This window comes from Sphingomonas endophytica (genome assembly GCF_014199415.1).
Taxonomy (GTDB): Bacteria; Pseudomonadota; Alphaproteobacteria; order Sphingomonadales; family Sphingomonadaceae; genus Sphingomonas; species Sphingomonas endophytica.
This window is the reverse complement of record NZ_JACIJN010000002.1, coordinates 67,612-93,948: the sequence shown is the minus strand read 5'-3', so window position 1 is coordinate 93,948 and position 26,337 is coordinate 67,612. Positions and strand designations below refer to the sequence as shown.

The window sequence follows — 26,337 nt, the reverse complement described above, 5'->3', positions numbered from 1 at the left end:
AGCATGGAGCGTGCCGCACCGCAACATAGATGCGATGAACGGAGTTTAATCGTCAGATCCGAACATTGGGCGTAGCGTAAACGCAACGACCCAGCGCTCCATTGCCACGGATCCAACCTTCGACAGGTCGACGCTCTGGATATCGCGAATGGTCGCTATGAGATGCCAGCCTCCACCCGTCGCCCCGGATCAAGTCCGGGGCGACGTGACCGACAGACGGCCGCTCAGGCGTCGCGCTGCCGCTCCGCTTCCTCGGCCGCATCGAACCCGGACGACGGCGCCGGCTCGCTACGACCGGGCTGGGTGATCGACACCGGATCGGACGCGTCCATCGTCTCGTCCAGACCGGCGTCGAGCCGGGCGTCGTCGCTGCCGGGGTGCTTGGCCAGCCGCTTCTCGATCGAACGATCCTGTCCGGCATCCTGCCGCGCGTCCTTGGATCCACCGGCGTTGCCGGCGTCGGGCGCCACCGACAGGCTGTCGAGCGCGCGGTCGTCGATCGGGCTCGCTTCGGTCATCATACCCTCCTCATTCGGTCATATTGGTTCACATCCCAACGCCGGTCACGCGCCCGCGTTCCTAGGCGAGCCGGGTGACCCGCACCCGCTGCCCCCACAGGCTGGCGCTGCCGAAGATCGTCATGAACGCGATGTCGGTCGCGTCGCGCCCCACCCCGACCCGCGCGATCTCGTCGGCGCGGGCCATGCCGGTGGCGTCGAGCAGGTGCCACGCCCCGTCCAGCCACAGCTCGGCAACCGCATGGAAATCGGGCGGATCGACGCCGGGCGCATAGGCCGAGACGCACCGCGCCGGGATCTCCGCCGCGCGCGCCAGCGCGACGAGCAGATGCGCATAGTCGCGGCACACGCCCCGCCGCTCCGCGAAGGTATGCAGCGCGCCGCCGCCCGGCGCGACCGGCGCGTAATCGAGATTGTCGCGCACCCACTCGGCCAGCGCGATTGCCAGCGCCCCGCCGCTCAGCCCGGCAAAGGTGCGACGGACGAAATGGTCGAAGCGGTCGGCCTCGCAATAGCGACTCGGCAGCAGATACGGGATCGTCGCCGCGGGCAGTCGCGCCGCCGGGGTGGCGGGCAACAGATCGAGCCGCACCGCCGGCCGGTCGATCGTCACCGTCGCCTGATAGCGCGCCACCAGCCGGTGCTCGGCACGCGCCCAGCAGCGTTGCCCGATTCCGTCCTCGCCGGCGACCGCGCGGATCGGATGATCCGATTCGATCACCAGCGATTGCGCCTCCAGCAACTGATCGGGAAGCGCCGCGACCTCGATCTGCAGCAGCACGTCGGCAGGCGCGGGAAAGCCATAATCCAGCACGGCCTCGATCGACAGGCGCATTTCGCCCCTTTCACGCAAAGAGAAGGGGCCCGGCGGTTACCCGCCGAGCCCCGGACGTTCCGTTACTCAATCCCGCGGATCAGTCGCGGTTCCCGCCGAACAGGCGCAGGATGAACAGGAACATGTTGATGAAGTCGAGGTACAGGCTCAGCGCCGACATCACGACCGCCTTGCCCACCATCTCCGGGCCGTAACCCGCGACCTGGAAGTACAGGCTCTTGGTGCGCTGCGTGTCATAGGCGGTCAGCCCCGCGAACAGCAGCACGCCGACCAGCGAGATCAGCAGGCCGAGCGGCCCCGAATTGACGAACAGGTTGATCAGGCTCGCGACGATCAGGCCGACGAGGCCGATGATCAGGAACGTGCCGAACGCCGACAGGTCACGCTTCGTCGTATAGCCGTACAGGCTCAGCGCCGCGAAGCCCGCCGCGGTGGCGGCAAACGCCTGCGCGATCGCGATCGGCGAATAGACGAAGAAGATCGACGACAGCGACAGACCCATCGCGACCGCGAAGCCCCAGAACATCGCCTTTAGCGTCGAGGTCGAGAACTTGCCCTGCCCGAAGCTCATCGCGAACACGAACGCCAGCGGCGCCAGCGCCACGACCCAGCGCAGCGGCGTGCCGAACACCGCCTGCGCATAGCCCGACAATGCAAAGCCTAGCGCGACGATGCCGGTCAACAGCACGCCGGAGGCCATGTAATTGTAGACGGACAGCATGTACGACCGCAGGCCGGCGTCGCGCGCCTCCGTGCGGGTGCCCGAAGCGGCCCCGCCAAACGGGGCAGCGGAGGGCCGGGGATCGGACCAATTGGCCATTGTCTCTTTGCTCCTTCATCCGAACGAATGGGTCGGATAGGAGGAATATCGCGTGTCGGGTCGCGCTTTTCAAGCGACGCGCCGAACCGCATCCGATCGAGCAAAGGTTCGTTACAGCCCCATGCACCGCCTGTTCGTCGCGCTGCGGCCGCCCCCGCCGATCCGGACCCTGTTGCTCGATGCGATGGAGGGTCTGCCCGGCGCGCGCTGGCAGGAGGACGAGCAATTGCACGTCACGCTGCGCTTCATCGGCGAGGTCGACCGCCGACAGGCCGAGGATATCGCCACCGCACTGTCGCGGATCGCAGCGCCGGCGCCGACGGCCCGGCTCGACGGCGCGGGCACCTTCGACAAGCGCGGCCGGATCGACACGCTCTGGGCGCGCGTCGTCCCGGTCGAGCCGCTCGCCGCGCTCCACCGCAAGGTCGACCAGGCGCTCGCCCGTGCCGGGGTCGATCCCGACCCGCGTCGCTACCTGCCTCATGTTACGATCGCGCGCTTCTCGCGCACCGCGGGCGACCCGGCGCTGATCGACCGCTGGATCGCCGACCACGCCGCGCTCGCCTCGCCCGACTTCACGATGCCGCACCTGACGTTGTTCGAGAGCATCCTCGGCCACGAAGGCGCACGCTACGAGGCGGTTGCGCGGTGGCCGCTTGGCGACGCGCCGTCACCCCGGACGTGATCTCAAGCCCCGCTTCTTCTCCAACGGGCAGCTAGATCAGGGTGACATGGGAACCGCCTCCCGTTCGTCATTGCGAGTTCGGTTCGACATAACGTCCCCAGGCCGGCAAAGAAAAGCGGGAAGCCTCCCCTTCCCTCCCACCACCACTCTGTTACGCTCGCCCAAAAATCGGGAGGATGCATGGCCGGAGAGCAGGACGCCCGCGCGAGCGGCTATGCATGGTATGCGCTGGGGCTGCTGTTCCTGGTCTATGTCCTCAACTTCGTCGACCGGCAGGTGATCTCGATCCTCGCCGAGGACATCAAGCGCGACCTCAACCTGCGCGACGAGGATCTCGGCTTCCTCTACGGCACCGCCTTCGGTGTCTTTTACGCGCTGTTCGGCATCCCGCTCGGGCGGCTGGCGGACAATTGGCACCGCGTCCGGCTGATGAGCGCCGGGCTGACGCTCTGGTCGGCGATGACCGCTCTGTCGGGACTGTCCGCGAACGGCGCACAGCTCGCCGCCGCGCGCGTCGGGGTCGGCGTCGGCGAGGCGACCGCCTCCCCCTCCGCCTATTCGCTGATCTCCGACTATTTTCCCAAGCGGCTGCGCGCCACTGCGCTGTCGATCTATTCTGCCGGCCTCTATGTCGGCGGCGGCTGCTCGTTGTTTATCGGCGGGCTGATCGTCCAGAACTGGAACCGCGCCTATCCCGGCGGCGGGCCGCTTGGGCTCGCCGGCTGGCAGGCGGCGTTCCTCGCGGTCGGCGTACCGGGGCTGGTGCTCGCGCTGGTCGTCGCGACGCTGCGCGAGCCGGTGCGCGGCGCGGTCGAGGGGCTGCCCACCCCGCCGCCGCATCCCGCGCCGTTCCGCGCCTTCCGCGACGAGCTGGTGACGATCCTGCCACCGCTCACGCTGATCGGCGCGGCGCGGCTCGGACGGCGCGCGCTGCTCGTCAACCTCGCCGGGCTGGCGGTCACTGTCGCGCTGGTCGCGCTGCTCCACGCGCTCGGCGAGCCGCTGCCGCAATGGATCGCGGTCGGCGTCGGCTTCTATGCGGTCTTCTCCTGGGGTTGCGCACTGCGGCATCGCGACCCGCCGACCTTCGCGCTGATCCTCGGCACCCCCGCCTTTCTGTGCACCGTCGTCGCCTACGGGCTCAACGCGTTCATGGCCTATGCGTCGAGCTTCTGGGCGGCGCCCTATGCGATCCGCGTGCTCGACGTCACGCCCGCGCAGGCCGGGCTGTTCATCGGCGGCGCGGGCGCGGCGGCGGGGTTCATCGGCGTCACCACCGGCGGGCTGATCGCCGACCGGCTGCGGCGCAACAACCCGGCCGGGCGGCTGGTGCCGGTGCTGGCAAGCGCGGTGCTGCCGGTGCCGTTCATGATCGCCGGCTATACGACCGCGACGCCGGCCGTGCTCTACGTCTGCGTGTTCTGCGCGCAGGTGTTCGCGGCGTGGGGGCTCGGCGCTGCGGCGGCCGCGACGCAGGATTTGGTGCTGCCCCGGATGCGCGGCACCGCGACCGCGACCTTCTTCATCGGCACGACACTGATCGGGCTCGCGCTCGGACCGTATCTCGCCGGGCGGATTTCGACGCTCAGCGGCAGCCTATCGACCGGGATGCTGTCGTTGCTGCTCAGCGTTCCGATCACGCTGGCGGCAGGGCTGGTCGCCTACCGCCGCTTCCCCGCCGCCGAACGCACCCGCGAAGAGCGCGCGCGGGCAGCGGGGGAGCCGGCCTGAACCTTCGTCGCCCCGGACTTAATCCGAGGCCACGCTCCTTTCTGGTCCGCGACAGAAGAAGCGGGATCCCGGATCAAGTCCGGGATGACGGGTCCATTTACGACGCCTGGAACACGCCGCAGGCGATGCGCCCGCCCGAATTGCCGCTCGGGTCGGTCATCAGGTCGTCGGGTCCGGCATGGATCACCATCGCCGCCCCATCGGCATCGAGCAACCCGGCGAGCGTCGCGCCCGGAATCACCGCACCGATCGTGCCGCGCCCGTCACTGCCGATCACGAGGTTCGGCAGATCGCCCTGATGCGGCCCCTGCGGGTTCATCGTGCCGTGCTTCTTCTGCGTCGGGTTCCAGTGCCCGCCAGCGCTCGTGAAGTCCGGCGCGTCGCAGCGCCCGACCATATGGACATGCGCGCCATGTGTCCCCGCCGGCATCCCGGTCGCGTCGATGGTGAAGCGCACGCCACCTGCCACGTCGGTCGCGCTCGCGCGGCCTACCGGCGCGCCGGTCGCGGTCGCCAGCATCGCGACGGCGCGCGCGCCGCCCGCGACCGGCGTGCCGGTGTCCATCTTGCCCTCGTCGTTGCACGCCGCCAGCGACAGCGCCGCCAGCCCGAGCCCCGTCATCGTCAGAACCTGTCGCATCGTCGCTCCTCCCTATGATCTCTCGCGCCAACCCGCCGTCGTGCGGGCCGGTTCCGGCACCCTCACTGGTGCCCGTCCGCGATCAAAGCCGCGATCCGTCGCCCCAGATACGCGGCCTGCATGATCGCCAGCACCAGCGCGATGTTGAGTAGCACGATCTCGATCAGGAAGAACCACAGCGGCTTCCCTGCGATCATGCTCAGCCCCAACAGGATCGTGCGCGGATTGGCGCCCAGCGCCGCCAGCAGCGGCAGCGCGCGCGACCCGACCGTCAGCGCGATCCCGGCGATCCGCCGCCGCTCGGGCGGGTCGGCCTCGGCGCTCGCCACCAGCGCGTTGACGCGCTGCGTCGGGCGCGACAGCGCGTGCCACACGCTCAGATACAGGTTCGACAGCGCCACGCCGATGCCGCGCCCGTCCGATTTCGCGTTCTGCAGCCACGGCGTATTATACGCCCACCATTGATAGGTGCGGCGCTGGCTCTCGGCGAACACCGACTGCACCGCGCGGCTCAGCCCGGCGAGGATCGCGATCGGCCAGGCGATCCAGCCCACGCTGTCGTCCAGCGCCCCCGCCAGCAACAGATACAGCACCCCATGCCCGGCATAATCGCACAGGCCGTCGACGATCTCGCCCGACGGCGAGGCGCGCCCCGACATCCGCGCCAGCGCGCCGTCCGCGCCGTCGACGACATGCCAGCCGCAGTGCAGCGCAAAGCCGATCGCGATCGCCACCGGGGTCGCGACCCAGGCGTAGAGTACCGCCGTCACCATCACCATCACCGCCCCGGCGATCGACACCATGTTCGGCGTCACCGGAGTCGGCACCAGCGCCCGCGCCAGCCGGTGCGCCAGCGGGTGATACAGCACCCTGTTCAGAAAACCTTGCAGCTCCCGCGGCTTTCCCGCCACAGCCGTTTCAGATTCGTTCACGCGGTCCCTCGCGAGATTGCCCCGCTGCGCCTATACAGGGCATCGGCTCGCTTGACAGATGCCACGTATCTGTCACGAAGCGGCAACGTAAAATGGCTTTTCGTCCGACTAAGCGTCGGCAAGTGGGGTAGAATGGCGACGATCAAGGTTGCGGTTATCGGTGTCGGCAACTGCGCAAGCAGCCTAATTCAGGGTAAATATCACTATGCCGGCAGCAATACCGCCGCGGGCCTGATCCACGAGGACATCGGTGGATACAAGGTCGGCGATCTGGAATTTGTCGCCGCATTCGACGTCGACTCGCGAAAGGTCGGGCTTGATCTGGGTGAAGCGATTTTCGCGAAGCCGAATTGCACCAAGGTCTTCCATGCCGACGTGCCCAAGACCGGCACGATCGTGAAGATGGGCGCGAAGCTGGACGGCGTCGCGCCGCACATGCTGACCGCGGCCAACGATCGCGGGTTCGAGATCAACGACACCCGTGACGCCGAAAAGGCCGAGATCATCGCCGAGCTGAAGAGCTCGGGCGCGGAGATCCTGGTCAACTTCCTGCCGGTCGGCAGCCAGGACGCGACCGAATTCTACATGGAGTGCGCGCTCGAGGCCGGCCTCGGCGTCGTCAACTGCATGCCCGTGTTCATCGCGTCGCGTCCGGAGTGGGAGAAGAAGTTCGCCGACGCCGGCCTGCCGATCATCGGCGACGACGTGAAGGCGCAGGTCGGCGCGACGATCGTCCACCGCGTGCTGTCGAACTTGTTCGGGCAGCGTGGCGTGACGATCGATCACACCTATCAGCTCAACACCGGCGGCAACACCGACTTCATGAACATGCTCGACCGCAACCGGCTGGCGAGCAAGAAGGAGTCGAAGACCGAGGCCGTGCAGGCGGTGATCGCCGAGCGGCTGGCGGACGAGAACATCCACGTCGGTCCGTCGGACTACATTCCGTGGCTGGGCGACAACAAGCTGTGCTTCCTGCGGCTTGAGGGCGACCTGTTCGGCGGCGTGCCGATGAACCTCGAACTGCGTCTGTCGGTCGAGGATTCGCCGAACTCGGCCGCGGTCGTGGTCGACGCGATCCGCTGCGTGAAGCTCGGGCTGGAGCGTGGCGTCGGTGGCGCGCTGGAAGGGCCGTCGGCGTTCTTCTGCAAGCACCCGCCGCAGCAGGTGACCGACGACGTGGCGGCAGCGATGACCAACGAGTTCATCCACGCCGACGCGCGCCTCGCCGCCGAATAAGGCCTTTCGACCTTGCACGCGCTGATCGTCGCGGCCGGCTATGGCAGCCGGCTGCGCGAGGTGTCACCCTCGAAACCGCTGACGCTGGTCCACGGCGTCGCGCTGATCGAGCGCGTGCTGCGCGCCGCCCGCGTGGGCGGCGTGACCGACGTCACCGTCGTCACCGGCCATGAAGCGGAGCGGCTCGAGCGCCATCTGGCGCTCGCCGCCGCGACGCTCGACCTGCCGGTGCGCTGCGTGCGCACCCCGGACTGGTCGCTGTCGAACGGCCATTCGGTGCTGACCGGGGCCGAAGCGATCGGCGCGCGGCGGCATCTGCTGATGATGGCCGATCATCTCGTCGATCCCGCGCTCATCGCGCGCGTCGCCGCCGCCCCGGAGGCGGCGCTGACGCTCGGGGTCGACCGCCGGCTCGACAATCCGCTCGTCGACATGGACGATGTCACCCGCGTCCGCGCCGAGGGTGACCGGATCGTTGCGATCGGCAAGCACCTCCCCGACTATAATTGCTTCGACACCGGCGTCTTCGCGGTCGACGCGCGCTTCCACGACGCGTTGCGCGCCTCGATCGCCGCCGGTGGGCCGGGCTCGATCTCGGCCGGGGTCGAGGCGCTGGCGCAGACCGGCGCGGCCAGGGTGATCGACATCGCCGACGCCTGGTGGCTCGACGTCGACGACGCGCGCGCGCTGGCGCAGGCGGAGGCCGCGCTGGCCGGACGCGGCGCGCACCAGCACGCAGCCTGACAGCAACAAAATCTCACCGGCCAGCCCGGAACACGCCCGCAACACAGGTTATTACTCCCGTCGACTATCGCTCGCCGGAGAATTGCCATGTCGCACGACCATCGCCCGATCGGCCACCGCAGCAGCGCCGGCTGGCCGGCCCTGCTCGCAATCTGTGTTTTGATCGCCGGCGTCCTCTACCTCACGCTCGGCCGCAACGAACCCGCGGCGCGCGTCAAGCCGGCGACCGGCTCCGCGCAGGCCATGGCGCTCGCCGCCGAGCAGCCGGGCACGCACCGGTGATGTTCTCGTCACCCCGTACTTGATGCGGGGTCCCGCTTTCCTTCTGCCGCGGGGGAGAAGCGGGTTCCCGGATCGCGTCCGGGATGACGGAAGCGGGTGGACGAAGATTGCCGCGTCGCCGACCGCGCTCTCTTCCCCACGGATCAACGCCCCCACCCGCGCGTTCCTTCCCGTATGACCGACCCCGTGGACCCCCAGCATCGCCGCCGGACCGCCTTCGACAAGGACACCGGCAAATTCGGCCAGGGCTATACGCTCGACGACGAGCGCGCGCTTGCCGCGGACATGCCGGCCGGCTCCGTCGCGCCGAAGCCGTCGACGCTCGCCGCGTCCGAGGGCGACGCCGGCCGCCGCGCCTCGTTCGACCCCGCGACCGGCGCGGTACGCGGCAGCGGCGCGAGCGCGGGCGGCGGGCATGACGGCGAGGACCCGAGCGACGATCGCGCGGGCGGTTCCGGCGCGCCGCTGACCGGGGTCGGCACGGACTGACGGTCATGGCGGCCGAGTTCGACATCGTCCTGTTCGGCGCGACCGGCTTCACCGGCAAGCTCGTTGCCGATTATCTCTCCCGGCGCGACCCCGATGGGTTGCGCTGGGCGATCGCCGGTCGCGACGCCGCCAAGCTCGCCTCGGTCCGCGACGAACTGGCGATCGACGTGCCCACCCTCATCGCCGACAGCGACGACCCCGCCGCGCTGGAAGCGATGTGCCGCCGCGCCACCGTCGTCATCAGTACGGTCGGTCCCTATCAGCTCTACGGCAGCAAGCTGGTCGCCGCCTGTGCCGCCGCCGGCACCGCCTATGTTGACCTGTGCGGCGAGCCGGCGTGGATGCGCCAGATGATCGACGCGCATCACGACGAAGCGCAACGCAGCGGCGCACGGATCGTCTTCTCATGCGGCTTCGACTCGATCCCCTTCGATCTCGGCGTGCTGACGCTGCAGGAGGCGGCGCTCGCGCGCTTCGGCACGCCGGTGACGCGCATCAAGGCGCGCGTCCGTCGCATGAAGGGCGGCTTTTCCGGCGGCACCGCGGCCAGCCTCAAGGCGACGCTCGCCGCCGCCGCACGCCAGCCGTCGCTGTTCGGGCTGCTCAGCGATCCGTTCGCGCTCGCCCCCGGCCATGCCGGCCCGCACCAGCCGACCGGGCTGCTCCCCGAGTTCGACCCGACGCTGCAATCCTGGGTCGCGCCGTTCATCATGGCGCCCATCAACACCAAGAACGTCCATCGCAGCAACTTCCTGCTCGGGCAGCGCTGGGGCGATCTCCTCTATGACGAGATGGTGGTGACCGGACTCGGCGATCTCGGCAAGGCCGCCGCCGACGCGCTGGCGAAGCTCAATCCGTTCGCGGGCGACAAGGGACCGAAATCGGGCGAGGGGCCGTCGAAGGAAGAACGCGACGCCGGCCACTTCGACATCCTCTTCGCCGGGCTGATGCCAGACGGCACGCGCATCGATGCGACCGTCACCGGCGACAGCGACCCCGGCTACGGTTGCACGTCGAAGATGCTCGCGGAAAGCGCTTTGTGCCTGCTCCGCGACGTCGAGGCGGAAGGCGGCATCTGGACGCCCGGCGCGATCATGGGCGCACCGCTGCGCGAACGCCTGCTCGCGCGCGCGGGAATGACGTTTACGGCGGGCTGATCTCGCTCTTCGCCCTGAGTCTTAAGCGCACTAACCTTCCGCCACTCCGTCATTGCGAGCATAGCGACGCAATCGCGCTCGCAACGACGGTCGGGACGGTTGTGGCAGACCGCTGGGGCATCCGACGGAGAGCCTACCCCTCCCGCTCGGCCGCGGTCTCGCGCTCGACCTGCCCGCCCAGCATCGCCAGCAACTCCCGCGCGCTATACGGCTTGGCGAGCAGGCGCATGTTCGGCTCCTCGACCTCGACCGCGCCGATGTCGCCGCTCGCCACCACGATGCGGATGCCCGGATGCAGCTCCGCCGCACGCGCCGCCAGCTCCAGCCCCGACGTTCCCGGCAAATGCACGTCGGTCACCAGCACGTCGATCGGCGCGGTCTGCAACGCCGCCATCGCCTCCTCGGCGCTCGCGGCATCGACCACGACATGCCCCGCCTCCTGCAGCACCTCGGCGGTTGCGCCGCGGATCAGCGCGTCATCCTCGACCAGCAGGATCGTCCGCCGCGCCTCTGCCGGCATGACGGCGCGCGGCAACGGCTGCGCCCGCGGCGCGACGCTCTCGCGGCGTTGCCCCTGATTGCCCAGAACGTGCCGCACCTTCCGCGCCAGTGCCTCGCGCGTGTACGGCTTGGACAACAGTTCGAGCCCGGCATCCAGCCGCCCGCCATGCACGATCGAATTCTCGGTATAGCCGCTGGTGAACAGCACCGCGATATCGGGCAGCCGCTCGCGCGCCTTCCGCGCCAGTTCGGGGCTCTTGAGCGTCCCCGGCATCACCACGTCGGTGAACAGCAGATCGATCGCGATGCCGCTCTCCACGACGCTCAGCGCGCTTTGCGCATCGACCGCCTTGAGCACGCGATAGCCGAGGTCGCCCAGCATCTCGACCACGGTGGCGCGAACCTCGTCATCGTCCTCGACCACCAAGACCGTCTCGGTGCCGCCGGTGATCGGACCGTTGTCGAGCACCACCTCGACATCCTCGCTCTCCATCGCGCGCGGCAGATAGAGGCGGATCGTCGAGCCGTGCCCCGGCTCCGAATAAATGTTCACATGCCCGCCGGACTGTTTGACGAAGCCATAGACCATCGACAGTCCCAGCCCCGAGCCCTTGCCCTCCGCCTTGGTGGAGAAGAACGGCTCGAACACCTTGGCGACCACCTCGTCGGACATGCCGCAGCCGGTGTCGCTCACCGCCAGCATCACATATTGCCCCGGCTCCACCTCGTCGTGGCGGCGCGCGTAATCGTCGTCGAGATGCGCGTTGGCGAGTTCGATCGTCAGCTTGCCCTGCCCGTCCATCGCGTCGCGCGCGTTGATCGCGAGGTTTAGCAACGCATTCTCGATCTGGCCCGGATCGATGAACGTGTTCCACAGCCCGCCGCCGAAGATCGTCTCGACCTCGATCCCCTCGCCGATCGCGCGGCGCAGCATGTCGTCCATCCCGCGCACGAAGCGCGTGACGTTGACGACCTTGGGCTCCAGCGCCTGCCGCCGCCCGAACGCCAGCAATTGCGCCGCCAGCCGCGAGCCACGCGACACGCCCGCCAGTGCATTGGCGACGCGCGTCTCGGCGCGCTCGTTCCCGGCGATGTCCTTCTGCAACAGCTGGAGGTTGCCCGAGACGACCTGCAGCAGATTGTTGAAATCGTGCGCGACGCCGCCGGTCAGCTTGCCGACCGTTTCCATCTTCTGCGCCTGGGTCAGCTTGCGCTCGGCGGCGTGGCGCGACGCGATCTCCTCGATCACGCGCGTCTCCAGCGTCTCGTTCAGCTGGCGGAGCTGATCCTCAGCGCGCTCGCGATGACGCACCTGCCGTTCGAGCTGTTCGGCATGGTCGCGCAGCGCGGCCTCGGCGGCGCGCTGATGCGTGATATCTGTATGGACGCCGACCCATTCCGCAATCTCGCCGTGCGCGTCGATCCGCGGCACCGCGCGCACCGCAAAGGTCCGCCACGTCCCGCAATGGCGGCGGACGCGATGCTCGAAGACGAAGGTCGACTTCGACTCGACCGCCTTGCGCCACGCGGTCACGGTCGGCTGCGCGTCGTCGGGGTGGACCGCATCGGCCCAGCCATAGCCCTGATATTGCTCGGGCGTCTGCCCGGTCAGCATCGCCCAGCCGAGTTGCTCGCCGACCATCCGCCCCTCGGCGTCATTGGTCCACAGCACGCCGTGCATCGCCTCCATCGCGGCGCGGAAGCGCGCGTTGCTCGCGTTGAGCGCTTCCTCGCGCCGCACCCGTTCCTCGACGTCGAGCACGATCACCTGGAAGCCGAGCACCGCGCCCTGTTCGTCGAAGCGCGGCAGGTAGCGGATGTCGGCGCGCCGCCACGATCCGTCGCCATGCTGGATCAGCGAATCCTCGACGATCGTCTCGCCGGCCAGCGCGCGCTCCATGAACGGGCGACGGCGCTCGAAATTTTCCGCGCCGATCACGTCGCGCGTGTGGCGTCCGATCACATCGTCCGCGCCGATCCCGAACCATTCGTAATAATGCTGGTTGGCATAGCGATAGACGAGGTCGCGATCGATGAACGATACCAGCAGCGGCAGCGCGTCGGTCACCATCCGCAGCTCGGTCTCGCTGGCGGCGAGCCGCCGCTCCAGCAGCAGCCGCGCGGTATTGTCGATCACGGTGCACAGCACCCCGCCGGCCATGCCGTCGCTCTCGATCACCGGGGTGTAGAACAGGTCGAAGAACAATTCGGTCGGCCCGCCGTCGCGGAGCAGCGTCAGCGGCTGGTCGCGATAGCTGACGACCTCGCCCGCCAGCCCGCGATCGAGGATCGCGCGGTTCCACTCGGCGATCTCGGGGAACACCGCCGCGGCGGTCTTGCCCATTCCGCCGGGATGGCGCGCGCCGAGGATCTCGCGATAGGCGTCATTGTAGAGCAGCACGCCGTCACGGCCCCACATCAGCACCTTGGGCACCGGCGAGTTGACGACGTTCGCCACCGTCACGCGCAGCGTCGGCGACCAGCGCTCCACCGGGCCGAGCGCGTGGCGCGACCAGTCGGCGTCGCGGATCATCGCACCGCACTCGCCGCCGCCGACCGGCCAGCCGCGCAACGCCTCGCGCGGCGCCGATCCGTCGCGAAGCAGCTTCAGCGCAGTGCGCACGACCTCGCTGGCGTTGCCGTAATCGCCGGTCGCGAGACTGTCGGTGACGAACGCCTCCAGCTCCGGGGTGAGCGAGACGTTGCGCGATTGACGTTGAGCCATGGTGCGAATGTCTGCCTCGCCTCACCCTGTGTCAATGAGTGACACATGGTATCTGACTTAGGTTGAGCAGGTTAATTATCCGTCTATCCATTTGGCGCGAAAGGCGCGCTGTTTGCCGCTCAGCGTGCCGCCGGTCGCCTCGACCCGCACGATCTCCAGCCGCGGATCGGCCAGCGCGCGCACGCTGCGCTGCTGCTCGCCGCCCTGCCGCACGAAGCGGATCGTCACGGTCGCGCCCGGCGTCAGCCGCTCCAGCGCGCCCGACCAGCCGGCGGGGTCAGTGACGGCGACCCCGTTGACCGCCACGATCCGGTCGCCGGCATCCAGCCCGGCCGCATCGAGCGGCGAGCCCGGCAGCGGCGCGGCGGCGAGCATCACGCCCGCCGGCGCCGCGACCACACCGCCCGCGCCGATCCAGCCATGTTGCGGTGCCGCCGCGCGCAGCACCAGCCCGGCCTGCGCGAGCAGCGGTGCGAAATCGGGGAGAGCGCTGCCGCTCACCGAGGCCGCGAAGAACGCGTCGGCGAAGGCGGCGTCACCGGTCACCGTCGCGACCCCGCGGCGCAGATCGTCGGGCGTATAGGGCCGCTCGGTGCGGCCGTAGGTCTGCCAGAGATAGCGCATGACATCGTCGAGCGATCGCGCGGGAAAACGCTGCCGGATCGACAGGTCGAGCGCCAGCGCCACCACCTGCCCGTAGGGATAATAAGACAGGAACACGTCGGGTGCGACCGGGTCGATCGAGGTCGCGGCATCGGCGAACGGCGCGCGCAGGCTCATCTCCTGCGGCCCGCCGTTGCGGCGTGCGGGCGAGAACAGCACGGTGTTGAGCGCGCCCGCGGTCGCCTTCGCCCAGCCGTCGACATCGGTCAGCCCGGCGCGGCGCAGCATCAGCGGCCCGTAGTAATTGGTGACCCCCTCCGCGAACCATAGCGACGGCGTCGCATTGGCGCGCGTGAAGTCGAACGGTTCCAGTTCGCGCGGGCGCAGTCGCTCGACGTTCCACGCATGGAAAAACTCATGCGAGATCGTGCCGAGCTGCCCGGCGTTGGTGCCGTCGAGCGGGGTCGGCGTGCTCACCACCGTCGAATTGCGGTGCTCCATCCCGTCGCCCGAGATCTGCGGCGTGTAATCGGCGAGAAAGGTATAGCTGCCATGGTCGAAGCGCGGCCATTCGCCGAACAGCTTGCGATGCTGCGGGATCAACTGCTTGACCTGCGCCGCCAGCCGGTCGACCTCGGCGGCGCTGCCGTCGTGATGCACCGCCAGCCGGATCGTGTAGCGCTGCTTGCCCTCGCCGACCGGCCATTCGCGCACGTCCTGCCGCGCGATCTCGATCGGGCTGTCCATCAGATATTGCAGGTCGGGAGCGGCAAAGGTGTTTGGCTGTCCGGCGACCGCGGGCAATTGCGTCGCGATCGTCCAGCCGGAGTCGGGCGACACGATCCGCACCCGCACCGGCGCGGCGTCGAACCCGGTCGCCCACATCAGCGTCGCCGGCGGGTTGAGGTGCGCGTGGCGGGTGTCGATCTGCGCATAGGTGCCGTCGCCGCGATTGCCGAACACCGTGTAGCTGACCACCACCGTCCCGTCGTGCCCCGCGACGCTCCAGCCATAGGGATCGTTGCGCAACAGCGGCAACGGGCGCCCCGCCCCGTCGCGCGCGGTCACCGCGAAGACGTTCTTGCCAAATTCATGGAGCGCGTAGCGGCCGGGCGACGAGCGCGCCATCTGCACGCGCAGCGGCCCGGCGGGCACGCCGCGGAAGGTGGCGACGATCTGCGCGCGGTGATGCGCGGCATCGGGAAACGACAGGTCATAGTGCACCTGTCGCGCCTGCTGCGCCGCGGCCGGCACCGCCGACGCCAGCCCCAGCCCGACCCCGAGCCCGCCCGCCATCATCGCCCCGATCGTCCGCATTCCGGTCTCCTTCGCCGCCCCTTCCAGCACGCGCGGCGCGCACGGGCAATCACCGCCAGTCTCCTTCGAAATGTTAGCGGGGGTGAACCGATGGCGACACGGTGGGTTAAAGAGACAAGGTTCGCGATATAATGGAAAGACTTAACATGGCCGGTCTGCGCTACGCACCTCTGCGCCCGACGCCCGCGACGGAGCGCGCGCGATGACTCCGACGCTCAAACCGCTCGCCGAGCAGGTCATTCTCATCACCGGCGCCAGTTCCGGGATCGGGCTCGTCACCGCGCGGCTCGCCGCGAAGCGCGGCGCGCGCGTGGTGCTGGTGTCGCGCGATGGCGACGCGCTCGTCCAGATCGTCCGCGAGATAACCGAGGCCGGTGGTCACGCCGAGTTCGCGATCGCCGACGTCGGCGATCTGCGCGACGTCCAGCGCGCCGCGAGCAAGGCGGTCGAGCGCTTCGGCCGCATCGACACCTGGGTCAACGACGCGGGCGTCGCGATTTACGGCAAATTGCTCGACACGCCGATGGCGGAGCATGAGCAATTGCTCCGCACCAACTATTTCGGCGCGGTCCACGGCTGTCTGACCGCGGTCGAGCATCTGCAACGCGCCGGTGGGGCGCTCATCACGATCGGCTCGATCGTCTCCGACATCCCCAGCCCCGGCATGGGCGCCTATGCGGCGAGCAAACATGCCGTGAAAGGCTATGTCGACTCGCTGCGGATCGAGATCAACGCCGATCGCCTGCCGATCTCGGTGACGCTCATCAAGCCGGCGGGGATCGACACGCCGATCGCCGACCATGCCGCCAACCATCTCGACGGCGCGGCGCTGCTCCCGCCGCCGGTCTATGCTCCCGAGCTGGTCGCCGAGGCGATCCTCGACGCCGCGCAGCATCGTCGCCGCGACGTGACGGTCGGCGGCACTGGCCGCTTGCAGGTGCTGGCCGCGCAGCATTTTCCGGGGCTGCTCGACCGGCTCGGCCCGACGTTGCTGCCGTGGCTGCGCGATCCGAAGCGCGCGCCCAGCCGCCACGACAATCTCGCCGCACCGGTCGACAACGGCGCCGAACGTTCGCGCGACCAGCATGGCCGCCGCATCAGCGTCTACGAGACCGCCGGTCGCCACCCGCTCGCCACCGCCACCGCCGCCGGGGCGGCGCTGGGGCTCGCCGCGCTGGCCTTTTTGGGTCAACGCCGGATTGACCAATAGGCGGAGAGCAGGGATGACTCGGTCGATAACCAGCAGGGGCCGTGCCGTTTTGTCCGAAGAGCGCTGTGTGATAATTCCATGACCAGAGCATCTCCCACCACGGTCTTGATCGTCGAGGACGAGTTGTTCGTTCGGATGATCGGCGCGGACGCGCTGGAAGAGGCGGGCTATTCGGTCATAGAGGCGGCGAGCGCCGATGAGGCGCTGGCGGTGCTCGAAGAGGCCGACAATGTCGAGGTGCTGTTCACCGACATCCGGATGCCGGGTTCAATGGACGGCTTGAAACTGGCAGAGGTCGTCCACGAACGCTGGCCGGGAATCCGCATTTTGCTCACCTCGGGCGACACGCGTCCGTCGCGTGCCGACATTCCGGACGACGGCCGCTTCCTCGCCAAACCCTATCGCTTCGAAAGCCTCTCGCGCGAACTGACGACGCTTCTCGACAGCCGCTGACCCGTCTCGCTCCGGGTGTGATCCGGCAGCCGCTTCTTCGCCGGCCATCAAGAGGAAGCGGGACGCCGGATCGCGTCGGGGGCGACGCGAAAAGTGGCAGCGGACACTCGCCTCCGCACGCCCGCCGTCCCACCTCACCCTTGCGCCTCCGCCCCGCGCCACCTATGTCTCCGGCAACGCGGGCGCCGTTGCGGCGCCCTCCTTCGCGCGCCTTTCCTTTTTTCGTCTTCTCGGCTAAGGCCGCGCGCACTCAACGCGAAAGAGACCCCGTTTGGCGAAAGAAGAACTCCTCGAGATGCGCGGGCAGGTGGTGGAGCTGCTCCCCAATGCGATGTTCCGCGTCCGGCTCGAGAACGATCACGAAATCCTCGGTCACACCGCCGGCAAGATGCGCAAGAACCGCATCCGCGTGCTGGTGGGCGACGAAGTCCTGGTGGAACTGACCCCCTATGATCTGACCAAGGGGCGGATCACCTACCGCTTCATGCCGGGTCGCGGTGGTCCCGGCCCGTCCTGATCCTATCCTCGCGCCTGCAGACGGGCGTGCGATCATGACCCGTCTCGTCCTCGCCTCCTCCTCGCCGCGCCGCCGCGACCTGCTCGCGCGGATCGGCGTCGTGCCCGACCGGATCGTCGCGCCCGCGATCGACGAGACGCCGCACCCGCGCGAACTGCCGCGCGCCTATGCGCTGCGGCTTGCCGTCGAGAAGGCGCGTGCGGTCCCGCGCGCGCCGGACGAGGCGGTGCTGGCCGGCGACACGACGATCGCGCTCGGCCGCCGGATCCTGCCCCCCGCCACCGACGAGGCGATCCAGCGCGAACTGCTCGGCCTGCTCTCCGGCCGCCGTCACCACGCACTGTCGGCGGTCTGCGCGATCGCGCCCGACGGCACCGAGCGTGTCCGGCTCGCCGACACGATCGTCGCCTTCAAGCCGCTCTCCCCTGCCGAGATCGACGCTTATGTCGCGTGCGGCGAGGGGTTGGGCAAGGCCGGCGGCTATGCGATCCAGGGCCGCGCCGAGGCGTTCGTGCGCTTCCTCCATGGCAGCCATTCGGGCGTGATCGGGCTTCCGTTGTTCGAGACCCGCGCCTTGCTCGCGGCCAGCGGCGTCGCCTTTGGCTGAATGGCTGTATGAAGACGGGATCGGCGAGGCGCGCGCCGCGCTGGTCGCCGGCGACCGCATCCTCGCCGCGCGTATCGAACTGCCCGAGACCCTGCGCGTCGGCACCGTCGCGCGGGCGCGGCTGACCGAGAAGCTGGTCGCGACGCTCGATGACGGGCAGGAGGTGATGCTCGACCGCGCGACACCGGGTGTTACCCTCGGCGCGCTGACCACGATCGAGGTGACCCGCGAGGCCATCCCCGAACCCGGCCGCGCCAAGCGCCCCCGCGCACGCGTCACCGATGCCGCCCCCGGACCCGGTCCCGACCTGCTCGCGCGCATCACCGCCACGACCTACCCGGTCCGTACGCTGCACCCACATCAGCTTGACGCGCTCGAAGCCGCCGGCTGGTCGGAGGTGATCGAGGAAGCACGGACCGGCGAGATCGCCTTTGCGGGCGGCGTGCTGCGCATGACCCCGACCCCGGCGATGACGCTGTTCGACGTCGACGGCGACGGTCCGCTTGACCAGCTCGCGGTACGCGCCGCCACCGCTGTCGCGCTGGCGATCCGCCGCCACGCGATCGGCGGGTCGATCGGCATCGACTTTCCGAGCATCGCGGGCAAGGCGCTCCGTCAGGAGGTCGCCGCCGCGCTCGACGCGGCGTTGCCGCCGCCGTTCGAGCGCACCGCGGTCAACGGCTTCGGCTTCCTCCAGATCGTTCGCCCGCGCCCCCGCGCTGCGCTGCCCGAGCGCGTCCGCGACGATCCCGTGGGCACCGCCGCGCGCGCCGCGCTGCGCCAGCTCGAGCGCGTACCCGCAAACGCCCCCCTTGCGCTCCGCCTGAATGCCGGGGTGCGCGCGCGCCTCGAGTCCCGCCCCGACTGGATCGAAGCGCTGGTGCGCCGCACCGGCCGCACCCCCATATTGGAGGGATGAGCATGTCCCGCTGCCCGATCTGCACCGCGCCTGCGGTGCCCGCCCACGCCCCGTTCTGCAGCCGCGGGTGCAAGGACCGTGACCTGTTGCAATGGCTCGGCGAAGGCTATCGCCTGCCCGGCGAAACAATCGACACGGAATCGCTGGACAGCCGCTCCGACACCGATTAGGGGACGCGCCTCGCCGCTGAAAAGCGGTGCGCCCAAGTAGCTCAGTTGGTAGAGCATGCGACTGAAAATCGCAGTGTCGGTGGTTCGATCCCGCCCTTGGGCACCATTTCCCCGCCCTTCCGGTTGATCGCGTCGCGCAGCGGCTTGCCTGCCGCGCGGGCAAGCGCATGGCGGCCTTCCTTCTCGACTGGGATCATGGCGTCACGCCGACATCTCGCCGCGGCGACGATCCCGCCCCAAGCCGCGTGACCCGCATCCCCGCGCTGCCGCCGCCATGAACAAACCGAACCTGCGCAACGTTTCCGAATCAAAGCGTTCCAGGCGCCGGACGACACGCGAGGGCAAGCGATGCTGACCGGCGGGCCGGTCGCCGTTGCGGGACGGTGCGACGCGCCGGGGTGCGGACGTGGAAGGGCGATGGCGATCGCCACCCCGGGCTACAAGAGGCGCGCACGCCGGGCTGGAAGGATGCGGAACAATCGTTAATGAGCAATCGGCCGGATGCGCAGGGAAATAATCGATGGGATTGCTACGAATATTCTGCCTGATGGCGGTCGCCATCGCGATCGTCGTCAGTGTGCCTGCCTATCTCGGCGGTTTGCCGGCCGCCGCTCTTGTTCCGATGTGCTTTGGCGTGCTGGCGCTGCTCGTGGTCCTGCCCTTCCCCGCCTATGAGCGCGTCAGAAGAAGCCGCGTGATGGTCGCGTGCTTCTTCTATACTGCTGCGACCGCGCTTTCGTGCGGCATCGCCGTCGCCATGGCGCCGACCACCCCCAACCTCTTGTTGTCGATCGCCCCCTCGATCGGGGTCATCCTGTCGCTCTGGGCGCGCAAGACCTGGACCCGGCGCCGCAAGGTCGGCTTCTCCAACTATTACGACGCCTAGCCGACGCAGCTACCATTGGCGGCGGAGCGCGCGGATCGCCGCGACACTGTTGCGCCGCACCCGCGCCGACCGACCTTCCGCCGCGGCGTCATCGTTGATGGCCGGCGTCTCGTCGACGACCACCGCAGCGGTTTCGACGGGCGCACGCGGCGACGCCGGCGCGTTCTGCGCCAGATCGGTCGCACGCCGCAGGTCGGGCCGCGGCACGTCGTTCAGGACCACCGGCGCGCCGACCGTGCGCTCCGCTTCGGCAAGGGTGATCGGCGGCGCGCTAGGGCGTGTCCGCGAAGGCGCGCGCAGCGCCGGACGGCCGTGCCGGCCATCGTGCCGCTCGGCCACCGCGCGGCGCGGGATCGTCGCCGGGACGACCGCCGCGGCGACGTCGCCGAGCGCTGGCGCGGCTGCCGGAAGAGCGGGGGCGGGCGTGTTTGCCAGCGCCGCCGGATCGGGCGTCGCTTCGACCACCGGACCGCCGCGCGGATGGTACATCAGGAAGCCGGTCGTCCCGAGCATCGCGAGGAAGACGGATACGCCGATCGTCGCCGAACCGGCGGGCGACCGGAGCGCCCTCGCGATGGCATCCCGCCGCCGCGTGCGGCGGCGCGCGATCGACGGCGTCTCCCCGCCGTCGCGCCAGTGCAGGATCGCCGCCAGATCGGCGTCGAGCCGCTCATCGTCGAAGGCGCGTAGCCGCTCCATCACCGTTCACCCGATGTCGGCGGCGGTGCGGCGTCGCCCGCGTCCGTGTCCGTGTCCGTGTCCGTGTCCACGAACCAGAAGTCGCCGCGTTCGATGCCGACCGCGGTGAGCCGGCCGGTGCGAAAGGCGCCGGTGTCGATGCCGATCCGGTTGGGCCGCACGACCGGCCCGTCGGTGATCGAATGCCCGTGCACCACCGTCATGCCATGATCCAGTTCAGACTCGAGGAAATCGTCGGTGATCCAAAGCATATCGGCGGCATCTTGTTGCCGGAGCGGGATTGCGGGCCGGATCCCGGCATGGACGAACAGGAAACCGTCCTGCTCGTGATAGAGCGGCAGCGCGTCCAGCCACGCCAGCACCTCCGCCCCGACCGTCCGCGCCGCCTGCCGCAGGTCGGCCTTCGTGGCATCCGCGGCGAGCGCCGCCGGATCGACGCCCCAGCCGAGCAGCGTCTCTCGCCCGCCGAACGCCAGCCACGCATGATAGGTCTTCAGGTCGCCGCCCAGCGCCTGCACCATCATTTCCTCGTGATTGCCCTTCAGGACCATGAAGCGATCGCTCGCCGCGGTCAGCCTCATGCAGCCCCGCACCATCTCCGCGCCATCGGCGCCGCGATCGATAATGTCGCCCAGCAGGATGATCTTCGTCGCGCCCGCCGGTCGGTCTTTCTGATCGCGCCCGATCCGCGCGATCAACGCCGCGAACAGGTCGAGTCGACCGTGGACGTCGCCGATCGCATAGATCCGCTCGATCCCGTCGGAGGAAAGGGCCTCGGGCATGGCGGTCAGCCGCGCTGCGCGTCGCCGGCGCGCATCACAGGCCGGCGGGTGAACCGAGCCCGATCGACAGCGCGGCGCCGCCCGAGATCGCGGCGGCCCCGCGCGACAGGCCGGTGGTGACGAAGCCGGTCAGGCGAAAGGGCGTTCCCGCGATCCGCTGCGACGCGCCCGCGAACAGTTCGTGCGCCGCAGACACCTGTCGGGTCGCCGCGCTCGAATAATGGTAGGAGGCGACGAGGAACGCCTCGCGCCCCAGCGCCACCGACGCCCCCGTCGAGGCGGCCGGTCCGTCCCGAAGCACGAAGGCCTCGGTGTCGCCGAGGAAACGATAGGTGAACGACGCAAAGGGGGTCACCTTGCCCAACGGCAGCGAGACGTCCGCGCCGACCGCATAATCGTTCTCGCCGCTGGAAAGGCCGCTGCTGCGGCTCGCGGTGTTGATCTTGGCGCGCCCCGACAGCTCGACCTCGACCGGCGCGCCGGCCGGCGCGATCGTATAGGCAGCCCCGAGCGTCAGGTCGCCGAACCCTTCCGCCGTCCGCTTCACGGCCGATGTATTGGGCGCGACCAGCACCGGCGTCGCATCGATCCCGGTGAAGATCGTCGAGCGGCTGCGGATCTGCATCCACGGCAGGGAGGCCGACAGCGTCAGCCTGTCGACGTGCACCCGCGCGCTGACCGCCGAGCTCCAGATGGTGGTGGTGGAGCCGGTGCCGAACTTGCCGGCACCGTACAGTGAGCCCAGCGACAGATCGACGCTCGTGTCGCCGCCGTCGAGCCGCTCCATCGCCTGCGGAACGCTGCTCGCCGACACGGTCGCGGTCGCGCTAGACGGCGAGATCGCGCTGCCCCCGTCGAAGCTGGCGCGCTGCAGCGACGGTCGATCGCTGGACCCGCGATCCTGCGCCATCGCCGGGGCCGCGATGAACGCGCCCAATGCGACAAGCCCCGATAAGTTGTTGTTCTTCATGCCACCTCCTCGCTGTCACGGTAGCACGACCAGCGCGATCGTCTGCCTGCCAAACGGCAGCGGACCGGCTCTGAACGTCCGATCCGGCGCGCGTATCCGTCATGTCGCCGGAACCGCGCGCGGGTCGTGCCGGCGGGGGGCAGCTGCGCGATCGCCCCCCCCCCCGCCGGCCGGACGGGTCAGATCGCCTGATGGAAGCGGACGCCGGTCTTGCGGCGGCGCATCGAATAACCGACCACCCCGAAGCCGAGGATCATCATCGCCCAGGTCGCCGGCTCGGGCACCGGCGCGACCGCGATCCCGAACAGCTGGCGCGGGGTCTCGCCCAGCGACGACAGCGCACCCGTCGCGAGATTGACGTTGTACAACGAGGTACCGTTGAACACGAACGCCTCGTCACCCGCGATGTCGAAGCTGGTGCGCGAGCCAAGATCGAGCCCCAGCGCGCCGACCGTGGTCAACACGCCGCCGTTGTTGTTCTGCTTGGCGAGCACGTCGAGGTCGGTGTCGATGACATAGAGCTGCGTCGAGGTTCCCGGCGCACCGAAGCTCGAATCGGTATAGGCCGCCGCGCTGACGCCCGGATCGCGGCCGGCGTTCGCGTCGCCCGCGGCATAGCCGAGCGTGCTGGTGGTCGGCGCGCCGGTCAGCGCGCCGTCGTTCGGATTGTAGACGTAATTGTTCTTGGCGTTACTGACGATCCGCACGCGATCGATGGTCGGGTTGAAGTCGAAACCGAAGACGGTCCCGTCGATCCCGAGCACCGAACTGGCGGCCGTCGCCGCGCCGGTCAGCGTGTTGATGGTATAGACGATCCGGTCGGTGCCAAGACCGTAGAGCGTGCCGTTGAGCGGACGAAAGTCGAGCGCCGCAATGCTGCTGTTGGTGCCGGTGATCTTGATTGACGAGGTGAACGCGCCGGGCTTCGTGCTGTCGAAGGTGACGAGCTGATTGGTTTCGTCGACTCCGAAGATCGTTGCCGCGGATGCCGTCGTTGGAATCAATAGCGCCGCCGTCGCAAGCGAAAGAATCTTCTTCATGACCGCAACTCCCTATGTTGTTGCCGGGCCGGGCAGCAAGTGCGGAACATACAAAGTCGCACTTGCCCGCGACCGGACGGGCTTTGCTTAACAGCGAGTTAGCGAGTGCGAAGTGCGAAACGTCGGCAGCGATAATTACGTTTTGTGTCCGCGATGACGATGCATCTATTTGCCGGATCTGTCGTATCGTCTTTCTTGGTTGGTCGCATGATCCCCCTGTTCCGGCGACAGGCTTGCTCCGCAGGGACCGCCGCGAGGCCCGGCCGTCCGGCCGCCTACAGCACCACCCGATCGAACAACCCGCTCGCTTCCAGCGCGGCGATACTCGCCGAGCTGACCGCGCGACTGAAAAGATAGCCCTGCAGATGGGTGCAGCCGGCCAGTACCAGCGCATCGCGCTGCGCGCAGGTTTCGACCCCTTCGGCGACGATCGCCATCCCCAGCGCCTCGCCGAGGCCGACGATCGCGCGGATGATCGCGGTCGCGGCCGGCGACGTCTCGAGCTCGTGGACGAACGACTGGTCGATCTTCACCTCGTCGAACGGAAAGCGCCGGAAATAGCCGAGCGACGAATAGCCGGTCCCGAAATCGTCCATCAGGATCTTGATCCCGGCGGCACGCAGCCGCTCCAGCGCGACGAAGGTCCGCTCGACGTCGTGGATCACGACATTCTCCGTCACCTCCAGCTTGAGGCGGTGCGGCGACAGCCCGCTGTCGGCGAGCGCCGCGACGACCGTGTCCTGCACGTCGCCGGCATGGAATTGCACGGGCGAGAGATTGACCGCGACCGACAGATGCTCGGGCCAGGTCGCCGCGTCGAAACACGCCTGTCGCAACAGCATTCGCCCGAGCGGGACGATCAGCCCGCTCTCCTCGGCGATCGCGATGAACAGATCGGGCTTGATCGGTCCGCGCGTCGGGTGGGTCCAGCGTGCCAGCGCCTCGGCGCTGCCGATCGAGCCGCTGTCGACCGTCAGCACCGGCTGGTACAACAGCCCGATCTCGCCGCGCTCGATCGCCGCGCGCAGATCGACCTCAAGTGCGCGGCGGTCGCGCGCGGCGGCGTCCATCGCCGGGTCGTAGACGCTGATCGCACCGCGCCCGCGCGCCTTGGCGTCATACAGCGCGAGGTCGCCGCAATGGCGCAGCGCCGCCGTTTCGGCGGCATGGTCCGGCGCGAGGACGATGCCGATGCTCGCGCCGAGATGCGCGGTGCCGATCGGCGCCGCGATCGGTCGCGACAGCGCCGTGACCGCCGCCGCGGCGATCGCCTGCGCGCGCCGGACCGGATCGTCACCCACCACCAGCAGCACGAATTCGTCGCCGCCGACCCGCGCCACCACGTCGAGCGGCCCGGCGAGCGCCCGCAACCGCTCCCCCACCGCGGCCAGCACGAAATCGCCGGTGACATGGCCGAACAGGTCGTTGACCGACCGGAAGCGGTCGAGGTCGACCGCCAGCAGCGCCAGCGCGGTGCCCGACGCCAGCAGTTCGTCGAGGCGGTCGAGATAGCTGCGGCGGTTGACCAGCCCGGTGAGCGCATCGAAATGCGCCAGCCGCAGGATCTCCGCCTTGGCGCGACGCTCCTCGCTGACATCCTCGGACAGACCCACGACATATTGCGCGTCGCGCGCGGGTCCGTCGAGCACGATGCGCGTCGTGCGCAGCGTGATCCGCTCGCCGTCGGGCCGGATGAACTCGTTTTCGAACGTCCGCGCTTCACCGGGATGCGCCAGCGCGTCCTGGTCCTGTTCTTCATAGGCCGCGCCCAGCTCGGAATAGAGCTGCGTCGCGGTGCGACCGATCAGCCGCTCGCGCGGTACCCCCGACATCACCTCGCCCGCGCGGTTGACCAGCAGATACTGTCCGGTCACGCTGTCCTTCACGAACAGCATTGCGGGCAATTGCTCGATCACGGTTTCGAGCAGATCCTGCGCGGCGCGGCTTTCGCGCTCCAGCGCGCGCTGCGCGGACGCGTCCTGGACGATCGTTGCATAGCCGAGGCGATCGGCCACGCCGACCCGCCCGAGCGTCGCCCGCACCGGGATCATCCGCCCGGACGCATGGCGTGCCTCGGGGTTCGCCGCCGAGACGTCGCGCGCGCCGCCGGCCAGCAGCCGCACCATCTCCGCCCATGCCGGGAAAAGCTCGGTGATCGCCCGGCCGGGCAGCTCGGCATGGGGCAGGCCGACCAGTGTCGCGGCCGGCCCGTTGGCGAACACGATCGTACCGTCCTCGGCGGTGAAGATCACCGCGTCGAGCGCATGGTCGAACACCTGCGTCGCGATCACGCCGATCGTGCGCAGCCGGCGGGTCTCGATCAGTTGCACCGTCGTCGCCGCGAGCCCGCGCAGGATCTGGCGTTCGCCGACCGACAGCCCGGCGCGCCGCCGCGTGTCGAGCACGCAGAGCGCGCCGAGGTGGTGGCCATCCGCGCTGACCAGCGGCGCGCCCGCGTAGAAGCGCAGGCCGAGGTCGCCCCGCACCATCGGGTGGTTCTCGAAACGCGGGTCGGCGGTGAGATCGGGGACGACGAGCAGGTCGCGCGACGACAGCGTATGGGTGCAGAACGACTCGTCGCGCCCGATCTCCCCGATCGACAAGGCATGTCGCGATTTGAACCACGCACGCCGGTCGTCGATCAGCGTCACCGCGCTGTGATGCGCGCCAAGTGCCAGCGCCGCGACCCGCGTGATTTGGTCGAACACTTCTTCGGCAGGCGTACCGAGTATCTGTAATCGCGCCAGCGCGGTCAGGCGTTCATGCTCTTGGCGAGTGTTGTCGCTGGGCGGGACCGACATGCCCGCGGAATACCACGAGTCGATGGTTATAGCAGGTTGCTTGGGCCCGGAATCGTATAAACACG

Annotated in this window: 26 protein-coding genes and 1 tRNA gene; 15 read left to right on the top strand and 12 right to left on the bottom strand. The window is 69.1% G+C overall.

Annotated elements, in window-relative coordinates; genetic code table 11:
- Positions 1-224: 224 nt before the first annotated feature.
- From FHS97_RS03215 to FHS97_RS03205, 3 genes are all read right to left on the bottom strand, one after another.
- Positions 225-518 carry a hypothetical protein gene (locus FHS97_RS03215; RefSeq protein WP_184033195.1) on the bottom strand — a complete coding sequence of 98 codons (294 nt, stop codon included), beginning with the start codon at positions 516-518 and terminating at the stop codon, positions 225-227.
- Between the two features lie 61 nt (positions 519-579).
- Positions 580-1,353: a transglutaminase-like domain-containing protein gene (locus tag FHS97_RS03210; protein WP_184033193.1), complete on the bottom strand. Its 774-nt coding sequence runs from the start codon at positions 1,351-1,353 to the stop codon at positions 580-582.
- Positions 1,354-1,432: 79 nt separating this feature from the next.
- Positions 1,433-2,173 carry a Bax inhibitor-1/YccA family protein gene (locus FHS97_RS03205; RefSeq protein ID WP_028965041.1) on the bottom strand — a complete coding sequence of 247 codons (741 nt, stop codon included), beginning with the start codon at positions 2,171-2,173 and terminating at the stop codon, positions 1,433-1,435.
- Positions 2,174-2,294: 121 nt separating this feature from the next.
- Here FHS97_RS03205 and thpR point away from each other — a divergent pair, with 121 nt between their 5' ends.
- Both thpR and FHS97_RS03195 read left to right on the top strand, forming a co-directional pair.
- Positions 2,295-2,858, top strand: a complete 564-nt coding sequence (thpR, locus tag FHS97_RS03200) for an RNA 2',3'-cyclic phosphodiesterase (protein WP_184033191.1) — start codon at positions 2,295-2,297, stop codon at positions 2,856-2,858.
- Positions 2,859-3,038: 180 nt separating this feature from the next.
- Positions 3,039-4,589, top strand: a complete 1,551-nt coding sequence (locus FHS97_RS03195) for a spinster family MFS transporter (RefSeq protein WP_184033189.1) — start codon at positions 3,039-3,041, stop codon at positions 4,587-4,589.
- A gap of 97 nt (positions 4,590-4,686) precedes the next feature.
- On the opposite strand, the gene FHS97_RS03190 is transcribed toward FHS97_RS03195, so the two are convergent.
- Together FHS97_RS03190 and FHS97_RS03185 are read right to left on the bottom strand one after the other, a co-directional pair.
- Positions 4,687-5,229, bottom strand: a complete 543-nt coding sequence (locus FHS97_RS03190) for a superoxide dismutase family protein (protein ID WP_184033187.1) — start codon at positions 5,227-5,229, stop codon at positions 4,687-4,689.
- Positions 5,230-5,291: 62 nt separating this feature from the next.
- The gene (locus FHS97_RS03185; RefSeq protein ID WP_184033185.1) at positions 5,292-6,098 is read right to left on the bottom strand and encodes a CDP-alcohol phosphatidyltransferase family protein; all 807 of its coding nucleotides are present in this window, start codon (positions 6,096-6,098) and stop codon (positions 5,292-5,294) included.
- Positions 6,099-6,293: 195 nt separating this feature from the next.
- On the opposite strand from FHS97_RS03185, the gene FHS97_RS03180 reads away from it, so the two are divergent.
- The 5 genes from FHS97_RS03180 to FHS97_RS03160 all read left to right on the top strand — a co-directional run bounded on the left by FHS97_RS03180 (position 6,294) and on the right by FHS97_RS03160 (position 10,072).
- Positions 6,294-7,400 carry an inositol-3-phosphate synthase gene (locus tag FHS97_RS03180; protein WP_184033183.1) on the top strand — a complete coding sequence of 369 codons (1,107 nt, stop codon included), beginning with the start codon at positions 6,294-6,296 and terminating at the stop codon, positions 7,398-7,400.
- A gap of 12 nt (positions 7,401-7,412) precedes the next feature.
- Positions 7,413-8,144, top strand: a complete 732-nt coding sequence (locus FHS97_RS03175) for an NTP transferase domain-containing protein (protein ID WP_184033181.1) — start codon at positions 7,413-7,415, stop codon at positions 8,142-8,144.
- 87 nt (positions 8,145-8,231) lie between these two features.
- A complete protein-coding gene (locus FHS97_RS03170; protein ID WP_184033179.1) occupies positions 8,232-8,426 on the top strand; it encodes a hypothetical protein in 195 nt (64 codons plus the stop codon).
- Positions 8,427-8,612: 186 nt separating this feature from the next.
- Positions 8,613-8,915 carry a hypothetical protein gene (locus FHS97_RS03165; protein WP_184033177.1) on the top strand — a complete coding sequence of 101 codons (303 nt, stop codon included), beginning with the start codon at positions 8,613-8,615 and terminating at the stop codon, positions 8,913-8,915.
- A 5-nt stretch (positions 8,916-8,920) separates the two neighbouring features.
- Entirely contained in the window at positions 8,921-10,072 is a 1,152-nt protein-coding gene (locus FHS97_RS03160) for a saccharopine dehydrogenase family protein (protein ID WP_184033175.1), read from the top strand.
- Positions 10,073-10,205: 133 nt separating this feature from the next.
- Here the strand turns inward: FHS97_RS03160 and FHS97_RS03155 are convergent, their stop codons facing one another.
- Positions 10,206-13,298 carry a hybrid sensor histidine kinase/response regulator gene (locus FHS97_RS03155; RefSeq protein ID WP_184033173.1) on the bottom strand — a complete coding sequence of 1,031 codons (3,093 nt, stop codon included), beginning with the start codon at positions 13,296-13,298 and terminating at the stop codon, positions 10,206-10,208.
- Positions 13,299-13,373: 75 nt separating this feature from the next.
- A complete protein-coding gene (locus FHS97_RS03150; RefSeq protein WP_221233095.1) occupies positions 13,374-15,218 on the bottom strand; it encodes a M61 family metallopeptidase in 1,845 nt (614 codons plus the stop codon).
- Positions 15,219-15,420: 202 nt separating this feature from the next.
- Between FHS97_RS03150 and FHS97_RS03145 the strand changes: the two genes are divergently transcribed.
- The 8 genes from FHS97_RS03145 to FHS97_RS03110 all read left to right on the top strand — a co-directional run bounded on the left by FHS97_RS03145 (position 15,421) and on the right by FHS97_RS03110 (position 19,980).
- Positions 15,421-16,428, top strand: coding sequence for an SDR family oxidoreductase (locus FHS97_RS03145; protein ID WP_184033172.1), 1,008 nt, complete (start codon positions 15,421-15,423; stop codon positions 16,426-16,428).
- 78 nt (positions 16,429-16,506) lie between these two features.
- The gene (locus FHS97_RS03140; RefSeq protein WP_184033171.1) at positions 16,507-16,881 is read left to right on the top strand and encodes a response regulator; all 375 of its coding nucleotides are present in this window, start codon (positions 16,507-16,509) and stop codon (positions 16,879-16,881) included.
- A 271-nt stretch (positions 16,882-17,152) separates the two neighbouring features.
- Positions 17,153-17,398, top strand: a complete 246-nt coding sequence (gene infA, locus FHS97_RS03135) for a translation initiation factor IF-1 (protein ID WP_022685627.1) — start codon at positions 17,153-17,155, stop codon at positions 17,396-17,398.
- Positions 17,399-17,432: 34 nt separating this feature from the next.
- Positions 17,433-18,005, top strand: a complete 573-nt coding sequence (locus FHS97_RS03130) for a Maf family protein (RefSeq protein ID WP_184033170.1) — start codon at positions 17,433-17,435, stop codon at positions 18,003-18,005.
- Positions 17,998-18,924 (top strand): Rne/Rng family ribonuclease, encoded by a 927-nt coding sequence (locus FHS97_RS03125; protein WP_184033169.1) that lies wholly within the window; start codon positions 17,998-18,000, stop codon positions 18,922-18,924. The genes FHS97_RS03130 and FHS97_RS03125 overlap by 8 nt, the downstream gene beginning before the upstream one ends.
- A complete protein-coding gene (locus FHS97_RS03120; RefSeq protein WP_081668428.1) occupies positions 18,921-19,094 on the top strand; it encodes a DNA gyrase inhibitor YacG in 174 nt (57 codons plus the stop codon). Before FHS97_RS03125 ends, FHS97_RS03120 begins: the two co-directional genes overlap by 4 nt.
- A gap of 30 nt (positions 19,095-19,124) precedes the next feature.
- Positions 19,125-19,200: transfer RNA gene (locus tag FHS97_RS03115), tRNA-Phe, on the top strand.
- 441 nt (positions 19,201-19,641) lie between these two features.
- Positions 19,642-19,980 carry a hypothetical protein gene (locus FHS97_RS03110; RefSeq protein ID WP_184033168.1) on the top strand — a complete coding sequence of 113 codons (339 nt, stop codon included), beginning with the start codon at positions 19,642-19,644 and terminating at the stop codon, positions 19,978-19,980.
- Between the two features lie 9 nt (positions 19,981-19,989).
- Here the strand turns inward: FHS97_RS03110 and FHS97_RS03105 are convergent, their stop codons facing one another.
- The 5 genes from FHS97_RS03105 to FHS97_RS03085 form a co-directional block, all read right to left on the bottom strand.
- Positions 19,990-20,679, bottom strand: coding sequence for a hypothetical protein (locus tag FHS97_RS03105; protein WP_184033167.1), 690 nt, complete (start codon positions 20,677-20,679; stop codon positions 19,990-19,992).
- Positions 20,679-21,461, bottom strand: coding sequence for a metallophosphoesterase family protein (locus tag FHS97_RS03100; RefSeq protein ID WP_184033166.1), 783 nt, complete (start codon positions 21,459-21,461; stop codon positions 20,679-20,681). Before FHS97_RS03100 ends, FHS97_RS03105 begins: the two co-directional genes overlap by 1 nt.
- Before the next feature lie 34 nt (positions 21,462-21,495).
- Entirely contained in the window at positions 21,496-22,431 is a 936-nt protein-coding gene (locus FHS97_RS03095) for a hypothetical protein (protein WP_184033164.1), read from the bottom strand.
- A gap of 179 nt (positions 22,432-22,610) precedes the next feature.
- A complete protein-coding gene (locus tag FHS97_RS17365; protein ID WP_184034019.1) occupies positions 22,611-23,471 on the bottom strand; it encodes a DUF4394 domain-containing protein in 861 nt (286 codons plus the stop codon).
- 275 nt (positions 23,472-23,746) lie between these two features.
- Positions 23,747-26,179, bottom strand: a complete 2,433-nt coding sequence (locus FHS97_RS03085) for an EAL domain-containing protein (protein ID WP_184033162.1) — start codon at positions 26,177-26,179, stop codon at positions 23,747-23,749.
- Positions 26,180-26,337 lie beyond the last annotated feature (158 nt).